The organism is Tolumonas lignilytica (genome assembly GCF_000527035.1).
Taxonomy (GTDB): Bacteria; Pseudomonadota; Gammaproteobacteria; order Enterobacterales; family Aeromonadaceae; genus Tolumonas; species Tolumonas lignilytica.
Genome location: NZ_AZUK01000001.1, coordinates 849081 through 872500, shown reverse-complemented (window position 1 = coordinate 872500; position 23420 = coordinate 849081). Strand labels below are relative to the sequence as shown.

Annotated in this window: 18 protein-coding genes, 2 tRNA genes and 1 pseudogene; 10 read left to right on the top strand and 11 right to left on the bottom strand. The window is 48.6% G+C overall.

The genetic code is table 11. The features are described 5' to 3' along the window. Positions 1-154 precede the first annotated feature (154 nt). The 5 genes and pseudogenes from cgtA to folA all read left to right on the top strand — a co-directional run. Positions 155-1327, top strand: coding sequence for an Obg family GTPase CgtA (cgtA, locus tag H027_RS0104070; protein WP_024871253.1), 1173 nt, complete (start codon positions 155-157; stop codon positions 1325-1327). Positions 1328-1372: 45 nt separating this feature from the next. Further along, positions 1373-2467, top strand: coding sequence for an FUSC family protein (locus H027_RS0104065; RefSeq protein ID WP_024871252.1), 1095 nt, complete (start codon positions 1373-1375; stop codon positions 2465-2467). 68 nt (positions 2468-2535) lie between these two features. Then, on the top strand, positions 2536-3330 hold the full coding sequence (locus tag H027_RS0104060) for a threonine/serine exporter family protein (RefSeq protein ID WP_038149159.1): 795 nt from the start codon (positions 2536-2538) through the stop codon (positions 3328-3330). Further along, positions 3327-3794: a threonine/serine exporter family protein gene (locus H027_RS0104055; RefSeq protein WP_024871250.1), complete on the top strand. Its 468-nt coding sequence runs from the start codon at positions 3327-3329 to the stop codon at positions 3792-3794. Before H027_RS0104060 ends, H027_RS0104055 begins: the two co-directional genes overlap by 4 nt. Next, a pseudogene (gene folA, locus H027_RS0104050) lies at positions 3793-4293 on the top strand (type 3 dihydrofolate reductase); the annotation flags it as partial. The gene H027_RS0104055 and the pseudogene folA, both read left to right, overlap by 2 nt. Positions 4294-4330: 37 nt before the next feature. Here folA and H027_RS0104045 read toward each other — a convergent pair. The 6 genes from H027_RS0104045 to lptD form a co-directional block, all read right to left on the bottom strand. Further along, positions 4331-5161, bottom strand: a complete 831-nt coding sequence (locus H027_RS0104045) for a symmetrical bis(5'-nucleosyl)-tetraphosphatase (protein WP_024871248.1) — start codon at positions 5159-5161, stop codon at positions 4331-4333. 68 nt (positions 5162-5229) lie between these two features. Continuing rightward, positions 5230-5601, bottom strand: a complete 372-nt coding sequence (gene apaG / locus H027_RS0104040) for a Co2+/Mg2+ efflux protein ApaG (RefSeq protein ID WP_024871247.1) — start codon at positions 5599-5601, stop codon at positions 5230-5232. Between the two features lie 9 nt (positions 5602-5610). Next, on the bottom strand, positions 5611-6417 hold the full coding sequence (rsmA, locus tag H027_RS0104035) for a 16S rRNA (adenine(1518)-N(6)/adenine(1519)-N(6))-dimethyltransferase RsmA (protein ID WP_152536691.1): 807 nt from the start codon (positions 6415-6417) through the stop codon (positions 5611-5613). Beyond that, a complete protein-coding gene (gene pdxA / locus H027_RS0104030; protein ID WP_038149158.1) occupies positions 6414-7400 on the bottom strand; it encodes a 4-hydroxythreonine-4-phosphate dehydrogenase PdxA in 987 nt (328 codons plus the stop codon). Before pdxA ends, rsmA begins: the two co-directional genes overlap by 4 nt. Positions 7401-7402: 2 nt before the next feature. Further along, positions 7403-8710: a peptidylprolyl isomerase SurA gene (surA, locus tag H027_RS0104025; protein WP_024871244.1), complete on the bottom strand. Its 1308-nt coding sequence runs from the start codon at positions 8708-8710 to the stop codon at positions 7403-7405. A 13-nt stretch (positions 8711-8723) separates the two neighbouring features. Next, positions 8724-11093: an LPS assembly protein LptD gene (gene lptD, locus H027_RS0104020; RefSeq protein WP_024871243.1), complete on the bottom strand. Its 2370-nt coding sequence runs from the start codon at positions 11091-11093 to the stop codon at positions 8724-8726. Positions 11094-11231: 138 nt separating this feature from the next. Between lptD and H027_RS0104015 the strand changes: the two genes are divergently transcribed. From H027_RS0104015 to djlA, 3 genes are read left to right on the top strand one after another with little or no spacing between them, the layout of a single operon-like run. After that, positions 11232-12215 (top strand): aminoglycoside phosphotransferase family protein, encoded by a 984-nt coding sequence (locus H027_RS0104015; protein ID WP_024871242.1) that lies wholly within the window; start codon positions 11232-11234, stop codon positions 12213-12215. After that, complete coding sequence (gene murU, locus H027_RS0104010) at positions 12212-12892, top strand: N-acetylmuramate alpha-1-phosphate uridylyltransferase MurU (protein WP_024871241.1); 681 nt, start codon at positions 12212-12214, stop codon at positions 12890-12892. The genes H027_RS0104015 and murU overlap by 4 nt, the downstream gene beginning before the upstream one ends. Beyond that, positions 12882-13712: a co-chaperone DjlA gene (gene djlA / locus H027_RS0104005; RefSeq protein ID WP_024871240.1), complete on the top strand. Its 831-nt coding sequence runs from the start codon at positions 12882-12884 to the stop codon at positions 13710-13712. Before murU ends, djlA begins: the two co-directional genes overlap by 11 nt. Before the next feature lie 5 nt (positions 13713-13717). Here the strand turns inward: djlA and H027_RS0104000 are convergent, their stop codons facing one another. The 3 genes from H027_RS0104000 to rapA form a co-directional block, all read right to left on the bottom strand. After that, positions 13718-14584, bottom strand: coding sequence for a DUF3530 family protein (locus tag H027_RS0104000; RefSeq protein WP_024871239.1), 867 nt, complete (start codon positions 14582-14584; stop codon positions 13718-13720). A gap of 13 nt (positions 14585-14597) precedes the next feature. Next, on the bottom strand, positions 14598-15260 hold the full coding sequence (locus tag H027_RS0103995) for an RluA family pseudouridine synthase (RefSeq protein WP_024871238.1): 663 nt from the start codon (positions 15258-15260) through the stop codon (positions 14598-14600). A gap of 76 nt (positions 15261-15336) precedes the next feature. Beyond that, a complete protein-coding gene (gene rapA, locus H027_RS0103990; protein ID WP_024871237.1) occupies positions 15337-18213 on the bottom strand; it encodes an RNA polymerase-associated protein RapA in 2877 nt (958 codons plus the stop codon). Positions 18214-18515: 302 nt separating this feature from the next. On the opposite strand from rapA, the gene H027_RS0103985 reads away from it, so the two are divergent. Both H027_RS0103985 and H027_RS0103975 read left to right on the top strand, forming a co-directional pair. Then, a tRNA-Gly gene (locus H027_RS0103985) sits at positions 18516-18589 on the top strand. A gap of 269 nt (positions 18590-18858) precedes the next feature. After that, a tRNA-Gly gene (locus tag H027_RS0103975) sits at positions 18859-18933 on the top strand. An 18-nt stretch (positions 18934-18951) separates the two neighbouring features. Here H027_RS0103975 and H027_RS0103970 read toward each other — a convergent pair. Beyond that, positions 18952-19947, bottom strand: a complete 996-nt coding sequence (locus H027_RS0103970; RefSeq protein ID WP_024871236.1) for an HD domain-containing phosphohydrolase — start codon at positions 19945-19947, stop codon at positions 18952-18954. Next, positions 19910-23308 carry a PAS domain S-box protein gene (locus tag H027_RS17440; protein WP_024871235.1) on the bottom strand — a complete coding sequence of 1133 codons (3399 nt, stop codon included), beginning with the start codon at positions 23306-23308 and terminating at the stop codon, positions 19910-19912. The genes H027_RS0103970 and H027_RS17440 overlap by 38 nt, the downstream gene beginning before the upstream one ends. Between the last annotated feature and the right edge of the window lie 112 nt (positions 23309-23420).

Sequence of the window (23420 nt, the reverse complement as noted above, 5' to 3'; positions counted from 1 at the left end):
CGTTATATCAATTTCTGACAAGCCTGATCTCTTCTGTTCTCTGTGAATATCATTATGAGTAGGGTTTGTTCTCAAGAGAATGGCTGTAATGCGACCAACAATGGTTGGTTATTCTCTATAATGTAACAGGAAGCAGACAGGGGAGCCTGACGTCATGAAATTTGTTGATGAAGTCCTGGTCCGGGTAGAAGCCGGTGACGGTGGTAATGGTTGCGTTAGCTTCCGTCGTGAAAAATATATACCGAATGGTGGGCCGGACGGTGGTGATGGTGGTGATGGCGGTGATGTTTATTTGCTGGCTGATGAAAACCTGAATACGCTGATCGACTATCGCTTTGAGCGTTTTCATATGGCACAACGTGGTGAAAATGGTCGTGGTGCTAATTGTACCGGAGCTCGAGGTAAAGATCTGGTATTGACTGTGCCTGTTGGTACCCGAGCAACTGATGAAGATACCGGTGAAGTATTAGGTGATTTGACTAAGCATGGTGATCGCTTGTTGATTGCCAAAGGCGGTTTTCACGGATTGGGTAACACGCGTTTCAAAAGTTCTGTGAACCGGGCACCGCGTCAGAAAACCATGGGGACTAAAGGTGAGCAGCGGAACCTGAAAATGGAGTTGCTGCTGCTGGCGGATGTGGGCATGTTGGGTTTGCCTAACGCAGGAAAATCGACCTTTATTCGTGCTGTTTCCGCAGCGAAACCTAAAGTAGCTGATTATCCATTTACCACCTTAGTGCCAAATCTCGGTGTTGTTCGTGTTGGTTCGCAACGTTCTTTTGTTGTAGCTGATATTCCGGGTCTGATTGAAGGTGCGGCAGAAGGCGCTGGTTTGGGTATTCGCTTTCTGAAGCACTTGGAACGTTGTCGTGTATTAATTCATTTGGTGGATATCTGCCCGATGGATGAATCTGATCCTGCGGAAAATGCCAAAGTCATCATTCATGAGTTGGAAAAATATAGTCCGAAACTGGCTGCGAAACCGCGTTGGTTAGTGTTTAACAAAATGGATCTGATGCTGGAAGATGAAGCTGAAGAGGTGATCCAGCGCGTGATCTCTGCATTGGACTGGAGTGGGGAAGTGTTCCGCATTTCAGCATTCAATAAAGATGGTACCGATCCTATTTGTTATAAGCTGGCTGAATTTCTGGAATCATTGCCCAAAGAAATCGAGCAGCCTACGGCAGCACCCGAAGCTGTTGAGTTTATGTGGGATGATTACCATAAGAAACAGTTGTCTCAGGCTATCGTTGAAGATGATTTTGACGATGATGATTGGGACGAAGACGACGATGATGGTGTTGAAATAATCTATACTCGTGAATGATAATAATCCCTCACATCGTGAGGGATTTTTGTTTTGAGGTAATTAGTGTCCGTATTCTCAAGCGCATCACCATTTTCACTGTTTATATATCGCCATATCCGCATTATCCATGTCATTAAAATTTGTTTGGCATTGTTGATTGCTCATCTTATTAATGCTTTTTTCCCTGTTCCTTATTTTGCGTGGACCTCGGTCACTATTGTCATCATCATGCTGACATTGCCACAGGTCGGTGGTGCATTAGAAAAATCGATTGAGCGAATCATCGGAACCATCAGTGGGGCGTGTTACGGCATTATTATCTTATTGCTGACGCATAACCCTCTATTGATTGCATTACTGGCAATGCTGGGGATTGCAATAACAGCCTATCGGGCAACCAGTAAAATGGGATATGCCTATCTGGTTGCTGGTTTTACACTGATCATGGTTTTGGATGGTGGCCGGCAATCATTCAATGAAGCCTTATGGCGAACCGGAACGATATTGCTGGGATGCATAATTGCATTACTGGTCTCACTTTTTGTGTTGCCACTGAGAGCTCGGAATGAATGGCGCTGGCAGTTAGCTGAGTCATTGAGACGAATGGGACAGATTTGGCAGGCCCATTTATCACCTAATGTGGTTAAACCACTTGCGACGCGCAATATGTTGAAGGGTGTTGAGCGTGCTATACAGCGACAAAGATCATTGCATAAATCCGTCATGATCGAGTCAAAATCGATGCGTCATCATGGTGATATTTTGGAGGAATTGGTTGCTGCGCAAACGCGTTGTCTCTTGTTATTGGAACTATTAGCTCAGACGCGCTGGGAGAATAGCCGCAGTGCCTTGGTGATCCACGAGCTATTTTCGTTGGGATTTGCTGGCAGAGAATTAGGCCAGGACATGTATGAGTTGTCGCGATTTTGTGCTGGTTTTAGCGATTTATTACCTCCATCACGGCAAGAATTACTTGTTAATTATAAAAAGGAAATTCAGCTCAAACTATCTGAGCAAAGTAGTTTTTATCTAAATGCAAATGGTTACGCGTGGCTCGTTTATCAGGCTGGATTACAGATGGAGCATATCAATAGTTTGATCAGGCGCATTACTCTGGCAACTGATCTAACGAATGAGACAAAATCTAGTTCATGGTGATATACGAAAATGGTATAAACTGAGCCTGCGTTATTTAACTTAGTAATATAGAAGGCAGGAATCAGGGTATGCAGGAGCAAGGAGCGCTGTTGTCCCGGGAGGAACAAACCAAAATCACCCGGGTGTTAGTGAGAACTGCACAAATGCTGGCTCAGTGTGGTGCTGAAAGTCGTTTGATAGAACAAACGACATGTCGTGTTGGCGCTGCATTGGGTGTTGAAAGTGTGGAAATGGCGATTTCCCCTAGTGCTGTTGTTTTAACAACACTAAATCATGGTTCTTGTATTACTACGACACGGCGTATACATGAGTTGGGTATTAACATGCATGTTCTGTGTGCTATCCAACGGATCTGCATTCTGTGTGAAAAACGGCTGCTGACGACAGCAGACGATGTCAATAAACACTTAAGCGAGATTAAACCATTTCGATATAACCGCTGGTTAGTAGTGTTTATGATTGGTTTATCATGTGGTGCATTCAGTTTGTTATTTGGCGGCGATTGGCCAGTATTTTTTACTACCTGCACAGCATCTGCTGTGGGTATGTTTGTTCGTCAGGAAATTGCGCATCGTCATTTTAGCCCGTTGATCAATTTTGCTACAACAGCATTTATTGCGACCTCAATTGCCAGTATGGCAACTGTCTATCACTGGAGCGAACAACCGTATCTGGCGATGGCGGCCTGTGTCTTGCTGCTGGTTCCGGGGTTTCCGTTGGTGAATGCTTTATTCGATATGGTTAAGGGCTATTTTAATATGGGGCTGGCTCGTTGGGGCACGGCTACATTACTGACATTAAGCGCTACTGCCGGGATCGTTCTGGCAATGAAATTAACTGGCGTATGGGGATGGAATCCATAATGGAATTGTTACGGGCAATCATATTTGATGCGTTTTGGTCCGCGATTCCGGCTGTTGGTTTTGCGATGATTTTTGCAGTTCCGCCCCGCATGCTAAAATATTGCGCTGCTGGCGGGGCTTTTGCTCATAGCTTGCGGATGTTGCAAATCCATTTTGGCATACCGATTGAGTGGGCGACCTTTATTACCACTACACTGATTGGCTTAATTTTTGTTTATGTTTCTCGTCGCTTGTTAGCACCACGCCCTGTTTTTACTGTTGCGAGCATTATTCCGATGATCCCCGGTAAATTTGCATTTAACACCATTATTGCGGTGTTAAGCATGAACAGTGGTGGCGTGACTGATAAGTTATTGCAAGCCAGCATCGAGAATGGTTTGAAAACGTTGTTTATCTTGTTTGCTCTTTGTTTTGGGCTGGCAGTACCCTCTTTATTTATTTATCGAAACAGGCCGATTGTATAACGTTATGTTGATCTCTTTAATTGTGGCGATGGCAAAAAATCGCGTCATCGGCCGGGGTAACCAGATGCCGTGGCATTTGCCTGCTGATTTACGTCATTTTAAAAATGTCACTTTCGGCAAACCCGTAATCATGGGGCGTAAAACCTTTGAGTCTATCGGTCGCCCGTTGCCGGGACGTCGGAATATTGTGATCTCCCGTAATAGTGACTGGCAAGCAGACGGCGTTGAACGTGTTGAAAGTCTGCAGGCCGCCTTAGAACGGGTGAATAAGGAAGCCGAGGTTATGATCATTGGCGGTGGACAGTTGTATCAAGAGGCGTTACCGCTCGCGGATCGACTTTATCTGACGCAGATTGAGTTAACCGTTGATGATGCAGATACTTGGTTTCCCGATTATTTGGTATTCCACTGGGAACAGGTTGCTGAAGACAAACACCAGGCGGATGAAAAAAATCCTTATGCGTATTGTTTTGCAACTCTGGAGCGTCGTCGAGGCTAATTGACAATGACCCGACATGTTCGGGTCATTTTGTTATTTACTCAGCACCGCTGGCATAGGCGGGGCAGTTCAGACTAAACATGGCATTATCATCCCATCGCCACAATGTCAGTTGATTTCCCCAAACACAGCCAGTATCCAGTGCTTTAATCGTTGGCAATGGACATTTCCCCATGAGGGCGGCCCAATGACCAAATACCAGATGCGGTTCATCTTCCATTGCTTTTCTCACCTCAAACCAAGGTGCTAGCTGAGCGGGTTTGTCAGCGGGCGATTCCTTGCATTTGAATTCAAGACTGCCATCGGCACGACAGAAGCGCATACGGGTAAAGCTATTGATGATATAGCGCCAGCGAGGTAGACCGGTCAGGCGGGGATCCCAATGGGATGGTTCTTCACCGTACATATGTCCTAACAGCCAGTTTCCCTGATCACTACTCAGTAGCATCTCAATTTCCCGAGCGCAATGACGGGCTGTTACGAGATCCCATTGTGGAGAAAGACCGGCGTGCGTCATCATGACTGGAAGGGTCGGATGTTCCACCATCATTGGTCGTGTGCGCAGCCAATCCATGAGCTCCTGTCGATCTGGCGCAGTCAGAATATTTTCAGTTTTGTCTTTTTTCTTGGGCTGGGCATGACCAGCCGCAACAGCCAACAGGTTGAGATCATGATTACCCAGCACTGTCGTCGCACGCTCACCCAATCCATAGACGAATCGTAATACTTCCAGCGATTTTGGCCCACGTGCTACCAAATCCCCTGTTAACCAGAGTTCATCCTGTCGGGGGTTGAATTGTGCTAAAGCCAGTAACTGTTGTAATTCATCATTACAACCCTGGACGTCGCCAACAAAATAGGTTGCCATACATCAACGCTCTACTTGGTAGGTCAGGCAGTTATTCTGCTTTGGGTTCATGAATGTCCAAATCTGATTTAGTTAATCAAGTTGGGAATTGCCAATGCGAAGGGGGCAATTGTTACCTCAAACAATTGCTCACTATGCTTATTGTGGAATGTATAACTACCATGCATACAGCCAAACGGTGTCTTCAATAAAACACCACTCTGGTATGTATATGACTGGCCTGCAGCAATGACGGGTTGTTGGCCTATCACGCCTTGTCCTTGCACTTCGGTATGCTGACCATTGGCATCACTAATCAACCAATGACGATCCATGAGTTGTACATCTTCATTGGTTTGATTGGTGATGGTGATTTCATAACCGAAAGCATACTGAGCATCTTCAGGTGCAGATTGTTCAGCAATATAAAATGGCCGTGTCATGATCTGTATGCTTGGCATGATGCATCCTCAACGGTGAGTTGTCAGCCAGTTAGCAATACTGACAAATTGAGCCAACGTCAAGTTTTCCGGACGCAGGTTTGGATCAATTTTCAACTCTTCTAACTGCTCGGCCGTGATAAAATTGCGGAAGCTGTTGCGAATGGTTTTTCGGCGCTGTCCGAATCCTTCCTGGCAGACACGATGTAAATCGGCGACATTCAATGCTTCGTAAGGACGCTGTTGGTAAGGCACCAAACGCACGACCGCAGAATCTACTTTCGGCGCAGGTTTAAAGGCATGTGGCCCGACTTCCAGCACGGGGACAACCTGGCAATAATACTGTGTCATCACCGTCAGTCGGCCATAATCCTTGCTGTTTGGACCGGCAGCTAACCGTTCAACGACTTCCTTTTGCAACATGAAATACATATCAGTGATATGTTGTGATTTTTCCAGCAGATGAAAAATCAGTGGCGTCGAAATGTTATATGGCAAATTACCGAAGATACGCAAAGGACGACCGGGTTGTGCCAGTTCATCGAAGTTAAACTTCATGGCGTCGGCTTCATGGACGATCAATTTTTCTTTTAGTTTTGGATGTTCCCGCAAGCGGGCGGCCAGATCACGGTCGAGTTCAACAACATGCAATTTATCAATTTGATCGCAGACAGGTTCTGTTAAGGCTCCGAGCCCGGGGCCGATTTCAACCATGACATCATTCTGACGGGGCGCGATAGCAGAAACGATGGAATCGATCGTATACTGATCGTGCAGGAAATTTTGCCCAAACCGTTTACGGGCATGGTGACCGAGATGAACTTTGTCGTTAATCATTGCTTATGAGATACCATTAAAATCGCTTGTTGTAAGGCAGTCAGCAGACTGCCGTTATTGCTTTTCCCGCTGCCAGCTAGTTCGAGGGCTGTACCATGGTCGACGGATGTCCGAATAAACGGTAATCCCAGCGTAATATTGACAGCCTGGCCGAAACCTTTGTATTTGAGTACGGGTAAACCCTGATCGTGATACATGGCCAATACGGCATCAGCACGCTGGAGATATTTTTCCTGAAAAAGCGTATCTGCCGGCAGAGGGCCTTCCAGTGAGTAACCTTGTGCTCTTAATTTTTCCAACACGGGTTCGATCACGTCTATTTCTTCGCGTCCCATATGGCCACTTTCACCGGCATGCGGGTTCAGGCCGCACACCAAGATATGCGGCGTTGTGATACCGAATTGGGTTTGCAGGTCGTGTTGCAGGATCTCTATGGTTCGCTGCAAACTGTCAGGTGTAATCGCATCGGCCACATCACGTAACGGCTGATGCGTGGTGGCCAAGGCAACCCGCAAGCCATTGGTAGCCAGCATCATGACGACTTGTGCTACACGGGCTTGTTCGGCAAAGAATTCGGTATGTCCACTGAACGGGACTCCGGCATCATTAATGACGCCTTTATGCACGGGTCCTGTCACTAAAGCGGCAAATTCACCACTCAGGCAACCTTCTGCGGCACGCTGCAAAGTGGCCAGAACGTATTTGCCATTTCGCTTATCCAGTACCCCGGCTGTCGCAGGAACAAGCAACGGCACTGAGCAAACAGTCAACTCACCGGCGGCCTGAGGCTTAGCGGGCTGACCGGGATCGTAGAAACGGATGGTAATGTTTTTACCCAGCAGGTCGGCTCGTTGTTGCAACAGAGCTGGATCGGCCATGATCACCAGTTCCACAGGCCATGCTTGCTCGGCGAGGGTCAGAATTAAATCCGGACCAATTCCTGCCGGTTCGCCCGGTGTAACAACTATGCGGGGGACTGACATAATTATTTAGCACTCCCATCCATAATCTGGATAAAAGCCTCATCCCGCAGTTCGTCAATCCAGGTCTGTGCTTCCTCGGCAAAGCGACGGTTATAAATCAACTGATACGCTCGATTTTCCAGTGCTTCAGGGGTATTGGCCTGATTTCTACGATCTTCGACCTGAACAATGTGCCAGCCATGCATGGTTTTGAAAGGTTGGCTGATCTGTCCGATAGGCAGTTTTTTCACCATATCTCGGAATTCTGGAACGTACATATCTGGATTTGCCCAACCCAGCTCGCCGCCTTTCGTCGCTGAACCGGTATCATCAGAGTATTTTTCTGCCAGTTTTGCAAAAGAGGATTTACCCGTTTGGATATCATGCAGGAAGCCTTTCAGCATCTGTTCTGCTTTCTGATCGCTGAGGATCACCGATGTTTTCAACAAAATATGGCGCGCATTGACTTCCTGTAATTCAATGGCTTGCTGCCCTTGAATATCTTTTACATGGATAATATGCAAACCTGCACCGGACCGTAATGGGCCGATAAATTGGTCTTTATGGGCATTATGGACTGCATCTGCCATCAGCGACGGCATTTCTTCAAGGGTCATCCATCCCCAGTCTCCGCCTTCCAGTGCTTTATTGTCCGCACTTTCTGCAACGGCTAATTGATGGAAATCAGCACCATTTTTTAGTTGTTGTAATAACTGTTTGGCTTTTTCTGTCACACGTTGTTGGTCTGCACGATTAGCATCAGATGGCAGACTCAGCAAAATATGTTCAATGTGGAAGCGTTGCCCTTTGTTGCCTTGTTCACTGATCAGTTTAGCCAACTGTTTGACTTCTTGTTCCGTAATATTGATCCGCTGGCGCAATTGGTTGCGACGTACTTCGGAGATCAACAGTTCTTTGCGGACGGTTTCCCGGAATTCGGCAGGTGATAAACCTTCATGTTCCGCTTTGGCTTGCATCTGTGCAACGGTTAACCCTTTTTCTGCTGCCACAGAGGCCAGCGCCTGATCAACCTCGGTTTCACCAATGCGCAAACCTTGTCGCTCTGCGAGTTGCAAAATCAGGCTGTCGTCAATCAGACGATCCAGAATTTGTTTATATAACTGATGATAAGGTGGCAAGCTTTGGTGCTGATCTGCGGCATCCGCTTGTACTTTATGCATCAGACTGTCTAATTCACTTTGCAACACCACATTTTTATTGACGATAGCAATAACGTTATCCAGAGATTGGGGTGCGGCCTGGCTGCAAAAAGGAAGCGCAAATAACACGCCGGTCAGTAACCATTTTAGTGAAAAGTGTTTTAACTGCATGAAAATACCTTATTTAGTCATTAAGGTTAAATGGTCGGGAATAAGGTAACAACCGAGTGTTCAGATTGTATTTCGGTCCATTACCTACACTACCCAAGCCTTTAAATTCAAACTGCAAACCATAGGATGTTTCCGGTTTCGCAGTTAAGGTGGTGTTATCTGGCGTATTATTGCGTTCAAAAGTAAAGTTCACGGCCCAACAGCAAGAGTCATAACGGGCTCCTAGCAAATTATCCACACTTTTGCCTGTTTGCGTATCCCGATAGTGAGCACCAATCAGCTGCCAGTCGCGGTTAAGCGGTACTTTTAATACGGTACCGAATTGACTGACATCACGACGGTCATCGGCTGTATCTACGACGAAGTTTTCTTTACTGACAAAGCGATAATTCACTTGTGTTGTATATTTCTGCTGCTGATATTCTACAGCCCCGTTTCCTGATGAAACTTTTCTGGTCTGGGTGTTGTATTCCGTACCAGCATGCGTGTACCAATCATCGGTCGGATGAGTATCAGCACGTACCGATAAAAGTGAACGCGAATTGGTCTGTTTTTGATCATTCGGTAATAAGGTGACTTTGGGGGCCACCAAATCATATGCCTGCCCGATGGTAAAACGCACACGTTCCGTATTGTCGTAATCGAACAGACGCGTTGTGGCACCATAACTGATTCGGTTCGCATCGCTGATGCGGTCTAATCCGGCAAAACGACGATCACTGAATAAGTTGTAATAATCAGATTGCATATTGGTTGTGTCATATAAACCAATATTATCTTGATTTTTATAAGGAATATAAAGGTACTGAACCTCAGGTTCCAATGTCTGGGTAAACGATTGGTCGTTAAAGGCGGTTTGTCGTTCAAAACTCATTGTGCCGTGCACCCGGGCTTCCGGTAAGGTGCGGTTCACACTGGAGGCCAGATGGTTTAAACCTAATGTGGAGCTGTAATACGACGACATATCATCAGGAATATTCTGCTGATAATAGGTGGCCATCAGTTTGCTTTCAGCGTCGAGGGAGTAACCTGGTGCTTGCAGAATCGGGACCGAAATGGCCGGTTCTGCGTGCAAACGTTGTCCGGTATAGGCTTTATATTGCTCAGAACGGTTACCGAAATTAGACGCTTCGGAATTAAAGCTAAAACTGTATTGGTCCGCCGTGTGATACTGATTAAATGTGAGCTGTGGCAACAGTTGATGCGGTGCCGGAGTGTTAGGCAGCAGGATCTGATAATCACGAACTTCTGTCGTGAAATTCCAGTCTTTCTGGTAATACCCGGCTGTGGTCGACTGCAGCAGTTGGTTGTCTACGATCTGTCCGACTGGCGGATGCAGCTCATTAAAATAGTTGTAGTCATTGGCATCGACGCGCGTGTAATCGAGTGTCCAGCGTAAATCACCCTGTTCAAATTTAGAGTTATGACGAACATTCATTAACCAGCGTGGATTGAGTTCGCTATCTCCCGTTTTTCGGTCATTGGACATGTATTCGGTATAGATCGTACCGCTGTGTCCGAGTTCCGGCATGTAACGATATTCAACTTGTTCCATCGTGCCACGTGCTGACATGACGCGTGGTGTAAATGTCAGATCGTAGTTGGGGGCTATGTTCCAATAATAAGGGGTGCTGATATCAAACCCGTTACTTGAGCTATTTGTAAAGGTGGGATACAGAAGCCCGGATTTCCGTTCGTCTTTGATCGGAAAGGTGATATAGGGTGTGTAAAAGATGGGAATGTCTTTCAGCCACAGTGTTGCATTCCACGCTTCACCAAAAACCTCTTTCTGATTCACATTCACTTCACTGGCGCTCAACCACCAGCTTTCCTGACCGACAGGGCAGGTCGTGAAACGGGCTTTACTGAGAGTTAACTCTTTTTTCTGGTTGTCTAAAACAATTTTCTTGGCTTCACCGCGTGCAGGGGAACCATGTAACTGATATTTAGCATTATCCAGTCGCGATTCTTTGGTATCCAGATTGGTCGTTAACTGATCATTACTTTTTAATGTCACCTGACCATCACGGTAAAAGATGTTGCCATGGGCCAAGACATCCCGGCTGACCTGATCCAGTTCTGTATAATCGGAGCTGAAATATTTGTTACCCTGACTGACTTCTACACCGCCTTGATAGACAGCTTTACCATTTCGGGTTGCATTTAGTTTATCTGCAGAGACCTCAACGGGAGTCGTCCGGCTGTATTCAGTGGGGGTTGCGGGAGGAACATCACTGTAGCAGCGTTCATCAAAAGCACCCGCCCGTAACGCTGGGGGAACTTTGGCACTGTTATCTGCAGCCTGAACAGGATGCGGTATAATAGCCAGCCCGGCAGAAACAGAAAAAAGCGCTGCTGTGATAGCGTTGATACGAAACACCATTGGTTATTAGATCCCCTGGCAACTGAAGCACATAACCTTTCTGCAGTTGTGCTTTCACGGTCATTCTTTTATGGTAGCGGGCTATGATAAAGCATTATTCCGATAACGGCTAACACCGAGTAAGAGCCTGCCTGCATGATGAGCCAACGCCATGCCCAATTACAGTTATGGGCGCAACAAATTGAACAAAATTATGAGCTATCTTTACAATTGATCTCTGGCGATGCCAGTTTTCGCAAATATTATCGTGCGGCTAATTGTATTTGGGTAGATGCGCCGCCAACGACGGAAAAAAATCACGAATTTATCACTAATTCGGCTGCATTGTCTGTGGCGGGCATTCCGGCACCGAAAGTGTTGCATGCCGATTTGGATAATGGCTTTTTATGTGTATCCGATTTAGGTGACCGATCACTGTTATCCTATCTCACCGATGATTCTGTCTCCGACTGGTATGCGAAGGCTTTGCAGATATTACCGCAACTAACCCGGATTCAGATGGCTTTACCTGTCTTTGATACTGACTTTATGGCGCGGGAAAATACCATTTTCCCTGAATGGTTGTTGGAAAAGCATTTAGCTTTGACGCTATCGGCAGAAGATAAATCGGTGTTGTCTGATACGTTTGCATTGTTAACGCAGAATAATTTGTCACAACCACAAGTCGTGATGCATCGTGATTTTCATAGCCGGAATTTGATGATCACCGATCAGGATGCCTTGGCGGTGATTGATTTTCAGGACATGGTGCTGGGACCGCTCACCTATGATGCGGTTTCACTGCTGAAAGATTGCTATTGTCGCTGGCCCGATAAGGTGATTGCGCTGGGTGTAAAACAGGTCTGGCAATTATATCGCGAGGCCGGAGTATTAAATGACACTATCTCTCAGGAACAATTCGGCCAGTGGCTGGATTTGACCGGGATGCAACGGCATCTGAAAGCCGCTGGCATCTTTGCCCGCTTACATCACCGGGATGGCAAATCAGGCTATCTAAACGATATTCCCCGCACGCTGGGTTATGTGCGTGATGTGGCGAATCGTTACCCGCAGTTGACCGCCTTTTCAGAGTGGTTACAACAACGGGTTTTGCCTGCGTTTGCCATGGAAACCACAGCATGAAAGCCATGATATTAGCCGCAGGACGTGGTGAACGGATGCGTCCGCTCACAGATCATCAACCGAAACCCTTATTGTCAGTTGGCGGAAAACCGCTGATTCAGCATCATATTGAAAAGTTGAAGGCGGCAGGCATTACGGATTTAGTGATTAATCATGCCTGGCTCGGATATAAATTGGTGGAGTATCTGGGCAATGGTTCTGCACTGGGTGTGACGATCCACTGGTCGGCGGAAGGCGAATCGGGATTAGAGACAGCCGGTGGGATCCGACAGGCATTAGCACTGTTTGGCGATGAACCGTTTTTGGTCATTAATGGTGATATCTGGCTGGACACTGATTATGAGTTGTTTAGTTCCTATACCTTGTCTGGTCAGGATCATGCTCATCTCTGGCTGGTAGATAATCCGCCACATCATCCAGAAGGTGATTTTAGCCTGCAAGGGGATCGGGTAGAGGATATTCCCGGGTTAACCTTCAGCGGGGTGGGGGTGTATCGTCCGGCCGTTTTTTTCTCTTTGCAGCCCGGCGTGCATAAATTAGCACCATTATTGCGGCAATGGATGAGTGAACAACGCGTGGCGGGCTCTTATTTGAAGGCCGACTGGCGCGATATTGGTACACCACAACGACTCTATGAATTAGATCAGGCATTACAGCGAGGTCAACATGCCGGTTAAGGGCAAAATTATCGGATTTCTGATCGGATTATGGATCTTAAATATCCCCGGTGCATTATTGGGGTTATGGATAGGCCATGTTTATGATCAGGGATTACAGTTACAACGCGGTGGATTTGGCCGCTGGCGTGCGCCTACACGGGAAGAACAAGCCTTATTTCTGCATACCGCCTTTGCGGTGATGGGACATATTGCCAAAGCATCGGGTCGCGTGACTGAACAGCAGATCCAGATCGCAACTTTGTTTATGGATCGTATGGGATTGAGCGGTGACCTTCGCCGTGAGGCGCAGGATTCATTTCGACAAGGCAAAGAGGCGGATTATGATCTGGAAGGGGCGCTGGGGTTGTTTCGTCGCTCCTGCCGTGGCCGCCCCGATCTGTTGCGGGTGTTTCTGGATATGCAGTTGCAGGCCGCATTTGCCAACGGTGCTCTGCATTCAGCATCGCGTCAGCGCTTATTGGAAGTGGCGGAATTGCTCGGTTTCTCCCGTTGGGAACTGGAGCAATTGCTGGCGATGACCGAAGCCGGCTTTAATTTCTCGCATCAGGGACAGCAACAACGCAGCTATTCGTCCGGCAGTGCACAGCAAACACCGCCGCGCGATCGTTTAAAAGACGCTTATGCGATTTTAGGTGTCTCAGCCGATGTCTCTGACAGTGATGTCAAAAAGGCGTATCGCAAGCAAATGTCGCAGCATCATCCGGATAAATTGGCGGCAAAAGGGCTACCACCGGAAATGATGAATATGGCCAAAGAGAAAGCGCAGGAAATCCAGCAAGCCTGGGAGTTGATAAAACAGGCGCGAGGTATCCGTTAGAGCGATTATTTCCAGCCCAGAGTGGTGAGCCAGTCGCTGATTTGCATCGGTGCGTCAGTCAAATCCTGAATGGTTTGCTGGCGCCAGTTCAGTTTGGTGGCTCTTTTTACGGCGCTCAGGCGTTGGCGAGTTGCCTCTTGCAACCAATTAGTTTTGTCGTCTTGGTATAAATCGAGCGTTGGCAGTAGGTCATTACTGAGCTGGGTTGCCTCAATGGCATTAGCCTGTTTGTCGGGATAGAAGGCATTCAACAAGACGATGGCATCTGGCTTGATCATTTTCTCGGTGGCCAACAGTTGGCTGACCCAGACCGCACTGCTGCCCTGAGCGATCAGTAATCGGTGACCTTTGACTGTGTTCATATTCTCATCTACCCCAGCCAGACGGGCGCTCCATTGTTCAAGCTGCTGCTGAACCTGTTTGGACTGCTTTTCATCACCGGGATTGACTCTCAGCTGATCCGGCGTAGGCAATAACACCACACAATCAAACCCTTGTTTACTGAGTGCTTTCGAGAGTGGGAGCAGGGAAGCGGTTTGTTGCCACTCAGGCAATAAGATCGCCACACCCTGCTGGTAGGATTGTTCGCTCTTGTGCAACAACACCCATTCTTTACCAAATTGCAGTGTATCAGGATATTGCTGCCAATCCTGCACTTGGGCCAGATATTCCGGATCTTGATTGGTGGTATCAGCGGCAGAAGCTGCAGATGCCGAGACAGTGGCTGGATTGGCGGCAGAGGCCGATGAACCTGCACCACTGGTAACTGCTACGGCGGCGCTGGCTTGCGGCGTCGGGGAGTTGGAAGCTGCCTCAATGAACGTAAACGGAATTATCCAGAGTAAACAGAAGCAGAGGATCCAACTTTTCATGGCTGTATTCTTCTCACATCGGAAACGGTGCCGGGGCTTCAAAACGCATTTGTTCACCCGTTACCGGATGATAAAAGCTGAGCATGGCGGCATGCAACTGTAAATGAGGCACCAGATCTTGCGCTTCTTTGGGCGCGTATAAATGATCTCCAAGGATGGGGTGGCCCAATTCACGCATATGAACACGCAACTGATGCGAACGGCCCGTATAGGGGGTGAGTTTCATCAGAGTACGATCCGCTTCAACTCGAATACGTTGCCAATAAGTCTGTGCCGGGCGGCCATGTTCATAATTCACATGCTGCAGCGGGCGGTTTTCCCAATCAACACAAAGCGGCAGATCGATCATGCCCTCACTGCCTTCCACCTGACCCCATACCCAGGCGTAGTAAAATTTCTCGGTTTTACGCTCCTGAAACTGTTTTCCCAAAATGCCGGTAGCTTTGGCATATTTGGCCATCAGGATCACGCCGGAGGTGCTCATATCCAGTCGGTGGACACTGCCTGCTTCCGGACAACGCTGACGTACACGCCAGGCAATACTATCGGCATGTTCGGTTGCTTTACCGGGAACACTGAGTAAACCGCTTGGTTTGTTCATCACAATGATGTGCTCATCCTCATACAGGATGTCGAGATAGGGCTCCATTGGAGGATTGTAAACAAAGGTACTCATGAGGTTTCCGCGTATTCATCAGAGGATAAAAGGGTGCCGAAGGCCGGCACCCTGAATGGGGCTATTTTGCCGCAAATTACTGGTTGGTGACTACAACAAAACGGATCGCATCCAATTTAAGCTGGGTTTGATCCATTAAATGATTCAGTTCTTGCTGTAATTCCCGCAGATGAGTCAATTCGCTGTCGCGTACTGACGGGTTAATGGCCTTCAGTTGCTCCAGACGGCTGAGTTCAGCGCCCAGCGTATGTTGCATGGTCTGACGCGCTTCTGCGACGATCTGTTCCATGCGAGGGTGCGCGGCTTGTTCCGCCTTACCAATCAGTTCGTGGATCACTGACTGGGAGGTGGCGACCAATTTACTTGCCAGCTGGCGGTTGATTGGCATCAGCTGACGGTGGAATTGTTCAAAATTCACCTGTTCACCAACATTATTGCCGTTTTTATCCAGCAGTAAGCGGATTGGTGTAGGTGGCATAAAACGATACAACTGCGGATGGCTGACGGATTCGGCAACGTAGATCAGTTCAAGGAAAATCGTACCGGCTGGCATCTTGCTGTTTTTCAGCAAGGACACGGCGGTTGAGCCGATTTCAGAAGCCAGTACCAGATCGATACCGCCGCGGATCATCGGATGATCCCAGGTCAGGAAGCTTAAATCTTCACGACTCAGTGCCACATCACGCTCAAAGGTCACGGTGACGCCATCTTCCGGCAGACCAGGGAAGCTTGGGATCAGCATGTGATCGGTCGGTGTCAGCACTACCGCTTGTTCACCGCGGTCGTCCTGCGCAATGCCAATATCGTCAAACAGATGCAGTGCAAAAGCGACCAGACTGGTGTCATCATCTTCTTCGGCCAGTTGTTCAACCAACTGCTGTGCATGCGCGCCGCCACTGGACTGGATTTCCAGCAGACGATCACGACCTTGTTCCAATTTGGCTTTCAGCGCATGGTGCAGGCTGCGGGTTTGATCCAGCAGGGAGGCCATGGCTTCGTCACTGCTCTGGTTTTCCGCCAGCAGCGAGAAGAGCTGTTCCTGTACCTCGTCGAAAACGACACGGCCCGTCGGGCAGGTGTGCTCAAAGGCATCCAACCCTTCGTGATACCAGTTGATCAAGGTGCGTTGCGGAGTTTCTTCCAGATATGGGACGTGGATCTGAACAATGTTCTTCTGGCCAATACGATCCAGACGACCGATGCGTTGCTCCAGTAGATCCGGATTTAACGGCAGATCGAACAAGACTAAATGACGGGCGAACTGGAAGTTGCGACCTTCAGAGCCAATTTCAGAGCAGAGCATGACCTGCGCGCCACCATCCGGATCGGCAAAATAGGCGGCGGATTTATCCCGCTCTAACAGACTCATCCCTTCGTGGAAGACGGTACAACGTACACCTTCACGGGTGCGCAGCGTATTTTCCAATGTCAGCGCGGTGGCCGCTTCAGAACAGATCACCAGAATTTTTTCATGACGTTCGGTTTTGATCAGATGCAATAACCAATCAACGCGAGGATCGAATTGGGTCCATGATGCGTTATCACCTTCAAACTGACCGAAGATTTTTTCCGGATAGAGGTAACGTTTGGCTTTGACCAACGCATCGCCGGTATTGCCGCCCATCATCCCCATGACGCGGATCGCGGTTTTATATTGTTCCGGTAGCGGCATGGCATACGCGTTCAGTTTGCGTACTGGAAAGCCGGCACTGGCTGCACGGGTATTACGGAACAGAATACGGCCAGTACCGTGACGATCTAGCAAGTCTTTCAAGACTTCGTCACGATAGGCATCATCGTCTAATTGTGCGGTGTTGAGTTCCGGTAACAGATTCGTCAGCACCTCAACCTGTGCTGCATTGAGTGGATCGCCGTTCAGCAACGGTTGGGCGGCATCAGCCACCTGGCCATAGGCCTGTTCTTCAGCGACAAACGCATCGTAATCGTAGAAGCGTTCAGGGTCGAGCAGCCGCAAACGCGCAAAATGGCTGGCATGGCCCAGTTGATCGGGGGTCGCGGTCAATAACAAGACGCCGGGGATCTGTTCTGCCAGTGCTTCCACCACCTGATATTCACGGCTCGGTGCGTCTTCGCTCCAGACCAGATGGTGCGCTTCATCGACGACCAGCAGATCCCATTCACATTCCTGAACCTGTTCAAAACGAGCCTTTTTCTTTCGCAGCCAGTCAAGACTGCAAATCACGAGCTGCTCTGTGTCAAACGGGTTTACCGCATCATGTTCAGATTCAACACAGCGTTCTTCGTCGAATAATGAGAACATCAGGTTGAAACGGCGCAGCATTTCGACTAGCCACTGATATTGCAGCGAGTCTGGTACTAAAATCAGAACGCGATGCGCGCGGCCTGACAGCAATTGCTGATGAATGACCATTCCGGCTTCGATGGTTTTACCTAAGCCGACTTCATCGGCCAGTAAGACGCGTGGAGCATGACGGTGACCAACTTCACGGGCAATGTGTAACTGATGAGGGATCAGGCTGACCCGACCACTGGCCAGTCCGCGGGTTGGGCTGCGACGACGTGCGTGCTGATGCGTCAAGGCTTCATAGCGCAGGGCAAAACGTGAATGGCGATCGATCTGTCCGGCAAACAGGCGGTCTTGTGGTTTATTGAATTTGATAAAGTTGTTTAGCATCACTTCACGCAGTGACACTTCAGCCCCGGTATCGACACGAGTGCCATGATAAGTCAGCAGACCCTCAGTTTCCTCTACCGCTCGCACATCCATTTGCCACTCTTCGTGACTGGTGATGCGGTCGCCTTCGTTAAAACGGACGCGAGTAACGGGAGCACTGTCACGGGCATACAAACGCTGTTCACCATTAGCCGGAAACAATAAAGTGATCATTCGACCCTCTAGTGCTACCACGGTACCTAATCCAAGATCAGTTTCTGTATCACTGATCCAGCGCTGGCCTAGAGCAAAGGACATCTACAACTCCACATGTATCAAAAATTCGAAAGCAACTGCCAGGCAGTTAAAACATGAGCCGCCGCAGCGACTCGGATAAATGACCCGAAAAAGGGGGCGCTATATTACCCGAAGCATCTTCAAGGGTCATCCGTAATCCGGTAAAGTTTTTGTGGTGACGGCACGAAACCAAAACTCAAGGATAGTTGAAAAAACGCACAACGGATTAATGGCGTTATCAGGCGTGAAGAAAATGGATAGATGTTAATAGGTTATGGCTTGTAGGTTGGGGCAATCTGGAGTAATCTGCACGCCTCAATCAAGCGGGCGTAGTTCAATGGTAGAACTTCTGCTTCCCAAGCAGATAGCGTGGGTTCGATTCCCATCGCCCGCTCCAATTCGCTTCTTCTGCTTTCTTTTTCCATCTTCACACTTGTTACCGAATCTGACTATCGGCTCGCATGACTGTTTGCTGTTTGCTGTTTGCTGTTTGCTGTTTGCTGTTTGCTGTTTGCTGTTTGCTGTTTGCTGTTTGCTGTTTTATGCATCAGATTGGGCGAAACAAAGGTTGTTCTTTGATGCTGAGTTTGATAGATTAGCCGCCGTCTTATCAGCCGGTTCGTAACATCATGATGTTACTGTGTTTTATTTAACCGGTCATGCCTTGCGGGCATCGTATAATGGCTATTACCTCAGCCTTCCAAGCTGATGATGCGGGTTCGATTCCCGCTGCCCGCTCCAAATTCTTCTTGTACTTCATCATTTTATATTCTCAGGCCAACGCTCTTTTATTTGCAGGATCTCGTCTAGGTGGTCGATGAAGACGGGGATGAGATGCGGGTCAAAATGCTGCCCGGATTCATCTTTCAGGTGTTGCACAGCATCATCAACGCTCCAGGCTTTTTTATAGGGGCGTTCGCTGGTTAACGCGTCGAATACATCGGCAATCGCTACAATCCGGCCTTCAATCGGAATATCTTCACCCTCCAACTGATAGGGGTAACCGGTGCCATTCCACTTCTCATGGTGTGTCAGGGCCACTAGGTGCGCCATACGTAATAATCCGGCAGGATGATGACCGATGATATCTGCGCCAATCTGGGGATGCCGGCGCATGATATCCCACTCTTCCGGTGTAAATTTGCCGGGCTTTTTCAGAATATGGTCGGGGACGCCAATTTTACCAATATCATGCATGGGAGCGGCATTGAGGATCTCATCAGCATAATTGGCGGAAAAACCTGCGCCGAGGGCAATAATTCGGGAATAGTGACTCATGCGGATGACATGGCGCCCGGTTTCATTGTCTTTATATTCTGCCGCCATCCCTAAGCGTTGCACGATCTGCAGCCGGGTTTCTTTCAGTTCATCGACACTGACCAGTGTCAGGTGGGTTTTGATGCGTGCGCGGACGACCAATGGGCTGACAGGCTTGGTGATGTAATCGACGGCACCGGCATTAAACCCCTGTGCCTCATCCACGTCTTCAGCCAGTGCGGTGACAAAAATGACCGGGATACGCATGGTTTCTGGGTTTTGTTTCAGTCGGCGGCAGACTTCATGTCCACTCATATTGGGCATCATGACATCGAGCAGGATCAGGGCGGGGATTTCTTTGGCGGCCAGTTCCAGAGCTTTTAAACCATCTTTGGCAAATAGCAGACGGTATTCATCCTGCAGGATCTGACGTAATACCTGCAAATTTAATGGTTCATCATCAACCAGTAGTAATACGGGCCGGGTGTCCATAATCATGCGTTGTCTCCGCTATCTGATAGGGCTGGCAGATACGTTCCAGCAGTTGTAATGCCTCATCAAAATCAAAGCTGTTTACGGCATGCTGCAATGCAATCCAGCCTGTATCTTGTTCTTTATCCGGCAATATTTGTGCAATGGTCTGTAAAGCATTTTCATTTAATTCACCGTGTTGCAGTGCTTCTTTTAACTCTAGCGCAGCTTTGAGCAGTGCATGGCTATCTAATGGAATATCATAGAATTTTGAGTTGTCGGTCATAGGGATCGGTTTATTGCTGCCCCAGTTGTGCAGCGCCTGTGCCGTTTTATTGAGCAAATCACTGAGCTTGCGGATCAAGGCGATATCAATGAGCTGATGGGCACGACAATAACCTTCCAGCTCCTGAGCCAGAGAGGCCAACTGTTTTAAGGCCAGATTGTTGCAAACGCCTTTTAATTTATGCGCGTAATAGCGGCCCTGTTCAGTATTGGTAAACAGGGTTTGTAATTCGGGAAATGAAGTTTGGTATTCATCGGCAAAATGTAACAGTGCCTGCCGATAGGCTTGCGGTTGCCGCCAGATTTTTAATCCTTGCTGATAGTTCAACCCAGGGATCATGACTATGTCGTGGATTTCAGCCTGCGGTTCTGTGGTGGCTGATGGGGAAGGGGCCGGTTGAGTGGTCAGATCCAGATGCAGGACGTGAGCAATTTCCTGCATTAACTTTTCGATATCAATGGGTTTGGAGGCAAAGCCATCCATGCCGGCTTCCTGTGCGGCATAACGATCATCCTGAAATACACTGGCCGTCAGGGCAATGATGGGTATTCGGGGCTGATGGTTTTCCTGCTGGTTTTGCCGGATGAGACGGGTGGCGGTCAAACCATCCATCCCAGGCATCTGTATGTCCATCAGGATCAAATCAAATGACCGTTGTTGCGCTAAGTCGACGGCTTCTTGTCCATCATGTGCTAAAGATACTTTATGACCCAGCTCTCTCAGAATTAACTCCAACAGATCCAGATTCTGTTGGACATCATCGGTCACCAGAATATTGAGCGGCGGCAGATTCAGTGCGCCTTGCTGATGTTCCGGCTTCGGCTCTTCACCGACAACGATGGGGAGTAATACATGGAATTTGGTGCCATTACCGACTTCACTTTCCAGCCAGATCTCTCCCTGCATCAGTTCGACCAGTTGTTTACAGATGGTAGTGCCGAGCCCAGTGCCGCCAAAGCGTCGGGTGACCGAGGCATCGGCCTGGGTAAATGCATCAAAAATACGATTCTGACGTTCGGTGGCGATCCCCACCCCGGTATCCTGAATCAGAAAATGAAGTCGTTCCTCTTCTTTGCTGACGGATAATGTCACCTCGCCATGTTCGGTAAATTTAATGGCATTACTGACTAAATTATTCAGGATCTGTTTTAAACGCAGTGGATCGCCTTTCAGATACGGCGGCAGATCATCGGCCATCTGCAGGTGTAATTGCAGCCCTTTGGCGCGGGCGGTGCCTTCCGATTCGGCAATCAGTTCCTGCAAGACCGCGGCGATGGAAAAATTGAGCGATTCCAGTTCGATGTTGCCACGCTCCATTTTGGCGGTATCCAGAATATCATTCAGCAGACGTAGCAGTGACTTGGCCGACTGACGGATCGTCAGCAGATGTTGTTGCTGCTCTTTCTTCAGTTCAGAGGCGAGCACCACCTCCGTAAAACCGATGATCGCATTCATCGGCGTTCGGATTTCATGGCTCATGTTGGCCAGAAACGCGGTTTTGGTTGCTGCCGCCTGTTCTGCCTTGTTCTTGGCTTCCAGCAGCGCCTGCTCCATGGCATGACGTTCTGAAATATCAAAGATGACCCCATCGAGCCAGATCAGTTGTCCGCGCTCATCAAAGACACTGCTGCCATGTTCCCAAACCCAGCGGTATTCCCCGTTGCGATGTTTCAGTCGGTATTCAATCGTGTAATGCTGTCGGGCCCAGACCCCGTCGGCTACGGTTTCCTGCACCCGCTCCCAATCGTCAGGATGGATCAGGTTATTGAAGTTCAGTTCGTTGCGTTTATTGATAAAATCGGTCGCCGGATAACCGGTCAATTCCAAGACGGCATCGCTGACAAATACCAGTGGACGATCATCTTCCGGTAATGCCCGGTAGGAGACGCCCGGCATATTCGAGATAAGCGAACGGAACTGTTGCTCACTGTCACGCAAGGCTTCTTCAATCTGGTGGCGTTCGGAAATGTCTTCGACAAAACCGACAAACAGGGCTTCGTCGGGAATTTGCATATAGCCGACGGAAAGCTGGAGCGGAAAGGTTCGGCCGGATTTATGGATCCCTTGGATGACCCAGGTTTTATCGGGATTGGTATTTTGCTGTTGGGAGTAGACCATGCGGCTGAGTAGTAACGGCATCAGAGTCAGTCGATTGACGTTTTTTCCTTTAATCTCCTCGGCTTTCCAACCAAAGATGGTTTCTGCGGCATGATTGAACTGCTGAATATGGCCCCGCGAATCGGTAATGATGATCCCAGTTCCTGCCGTATCAATCACAGAACGGAACCGATTTTCACTGTTGCGCAAATGAGCGAGCATGTCGCGGTAATGCATTAAGCCACTGCTGGCGGCAATCAGCAGGATCACGACCAGTGTGATCAGCGCAATCACCAGGCTGAGATATTCGGGCTGCACATTGGTAATCGCGTGTTCCTGATGCGGCAGGGCAATGAGACGGAGTGCCGCCATACAGGTGTAATGCATGCCGACGGTTGCGGTGCCGATCAGCACGCTACTGACAAGCAGTTTGGTTTTATATCTGACTGTTTGCAGCCAGGCAGAGGCACCGAAAAATAGCCACAGTGCCAGTGTCGAAAATAAGATACCAATACCGACCGAGAGCCAAAACAGCGACGCATCATAACTCACAGCGGCATCGGTTTGGATGGCTCTGACACCGGTCAGGTGCATCACCGCGATGCCTGATCCGAACAGGGCCCCACCGAGACAGATCCGGAGGAGTGAAGGCGATGTTTTTTTGAGCAGAAACAGCGTGAGACTGGCGGCCATGATGCCGGGAAGCAGGGATAAAAAGGTCAGCGGCAGGTTGTAACTGATATCACTGTGAAACTGGACGGCCAGCATGCCGATAAAATGCATCGACCAGATACCGCCGCCTAGTCCGATGCCGCTTGCCAGCCGCATTATTTTTCTGGTCAGTGGCTGGGTGGTTTGTTGGGCCTGATGAACAATCAGTAAGGCAATAAAAGCGGCAAAAATAACAACGAGGATCGATAGCAAGACCAACCCGGGGTTATAGTCGCCCATAATCAGTAATGCCTGATCATTGCGGGGATGCCAGAACTGTATCGGAAATAACATGTTCATTTCTCAGTGCTGATTCTGTTTTTATTTGGTTGCTGACATCCACCCACGCTGACTCATTGCGGTGTCGCTTGAGTTGAGTGTAGCTGGATTTATTCTGCCGGGAGGC

Excerpts from the sequence above, each read along its gene's own strand:
- cgtA (WP_024871253.1), top strand. The coding sequence starts at position 155 with ATGAAATTTGTTGATGAAGTCCTGGTCCGGGTAGAAGCCGGTGACGGT.
- H027_RS0104060 (WP_038149159.1), top strand. The coding sequence starts at position 2,536 with ATGCAGGAGCAAGGAGCGCTGTTGTCCCGGGAGGAACAAACCAAAATC.
- H027_RS0104045 (WP_024871248.1), bottom strand. The coding sequence starts at position 5,161 with ATGGCAACCTATTTTGTTGGCGACGTCCAGGGTTGTAATGATGAATTA.
- apaG (WP_024871247.1), bottom strand. The coding sequence starts at position 5,601 with ATGCCAAGCATACAGATCATGACACGGCCATTTTATATTGCTGAACAA.
- rsmA (WP_152536691.1), bottom strand. The coding sequence starts at position 6,417 with ATGATTAACGACAAAGTTCATCTCGGTCACCATGCCCGTAAACGGTTT.
- pdxA (WP_038149158.1), bottom strand. The coding sequence starts at position 7,400 with ATGTCAGTCCCCCGCATAGTTGTTACACCGGGCGAACCGGCAGGAATT.
- surA (WP_024871244.1), bottom strand. The coding sequence starts at position 8,710 with ATGCAGTTAAAACACTTTTCACTAAAATGGTTACTGACCGGCGTGTTA.
- lptD (WP_024871243.1), bottom strand. The coding sequence starts at position 11,093 with ATGGTGTTTCGTATCAACGCTATCACAGCAGCGCTTTTTTCTGTTTCT.
- H027_RS0104015 (WP_024871242.1), top strand. The coding sequence starts at position 11,232 with ATGAGCCAACGCCATGCCCAATTACAGTTATGGGCGCAACAAATTGAA.
- murU (WP_024871241.1), top strand. The coding sequence starts at position 12,212 with ATGAAAGCCATGATATTAGCCGCAGGACGTGGTGAACGGATGCGTCCG.
- djlA (WP_024871240.1), top strand. The coding sequence starts at position 12,882 with ATGCCGGTTAAGGGCAAAATTATCGGATTTCTGATCGGATTATGGATC.
- H027_RS0104000 (WP_024871239.1), bottom strand. The coding sequence starts at position 14,584 with ATGAAAAGTTGGATCCTCTGCTTCTGTTTACTCTGGATAATTCCGTTT.
- H027_RS0103995 (WP_024871238.1), bottom strand. The coding sequence starts at position 15,260 with ATGAGTACCTTTGTTTACAATCCTCCAATGGAGCCCTATCTCGACATC.
- rapA (WP_024871237.1), bottom strand. The coding sequence starts at position 18,213 with ATGTCCTTTGCTCTAGGCCAGCGCTGGATCAGTGATACAGAAACTGAT.
- H027_RS0103970 (WP_024871236.1), bottom strand. The coding sequence starts at position 19,947 with ATGATTATGGACACCCGGCCCGTATTACTACTGGTTGATGATGAACCA.
- H027_RS17440 (WP_024871235.1), bottom strand. The coding sequence starts at position 23,308 with ATGTTATTTCCGATACAGTTCTGGCATCCCCGCAATGATCAGGCATTA.